Annotated in this window: 1 protein-coding gene; it reads right to left on the bottom strand. The window is 66.7% G+C overall.

Annotated elements, in window-relative coordinates; all coding sequences use genetic code 11:
* The coding region (locus P0G09_RS18410; RefSeq protein WP_275253394.1) for a dihydroxy-acid dehydratase at positions 1–303 on the bottom strand (303 nt) is incomplete at both ends.

Here is a 303-nt window from a genome sequence, read left to right as displayed (position 1 = left end):
GGAGTGCTGCTGCATCTCGGGGGCCACGGCGCTGCGCTTGACCACACAGCCGTCCGGAGCGATGTTGCCCCACAGGATCTGCAGGCCGCCGGTCTGGGAGTAGAGGTTCTCGATGGGACGGATGGCCTTTTCGTTCAGGATGTGGGCACCCTTGATGTTCTCCCCCCGGGTCTTGCCGGTGACGGTGGGCACATCCAGATCCAGCAGGCCCTTCTTGGCCAGCTCTGCCTGCACAGCGGGGATGCCGCCTGCGGCATAGAGGTCGGGCATGTGGGTGGGGCCTGCGGGGGCCTGATGGCAGAG

This window comes from Faecalibacterium sp. DFI.5.82 (assembly GCF_029076575.1).
Taxonomy (GTDB): domain Bacteria; phylum Bacillota; class Clostridia; order Oscillospirales; family Ruminococcaceae; genus Faecalibacterium; species Faecalibacterium duncaniae.
The sequence above is the reverse complement of the archived record's forward strand: the minus strand, read 5'-3'. Positions and strand labels throughout refer to the sequence as shown.